A 223-nucleotide genomic window follows, 5' to 3' on the forward strand; every position below is an offset into this window, starting at 1 on the left:
TCTCATCGTTATTTACCCTGTCTCTGACATTAGCGGCACCGCGTTCAGATATTGATACCGATACCCTCCTGCTCCAAACCGCGCAGTTCACCGTCACCCGTGACGATAACCTGCAACGTGAAGTGAAAGGATTAGTTGAAAGTGCGGTTATTGGCGCCACAAACCGGCATCAAACGCTGTATCACCTGACCATCAGACCAGAAATGTGGCTGCTGACCCTTGA

1 protein-coding gene is annotated in these 223 nt (G+C 50.7%); it reads left to right on the plus strand.

Translation table 11 applies throughout. From position 1 onward, the window contains the following. A partial coding sequence (locus ABR397_RS24360) for a contractile injection system protein, VgrG/Pvc8 family (protein ID WP_350307924.1) occupies positions 1–223 on the plus strand: 223 nt, incomplete at both ends.

This window comes from Photorhabdus viridis, assembly GCF_040256935.1.
GTDB classification, from domain to species: domain Bacteria; phylum Pseudomonadota; class Gammaproteobacteria; order Enterobacterales; family Enterobacteriaceae; genus Photorhabdus; species Photorhabdus viridis.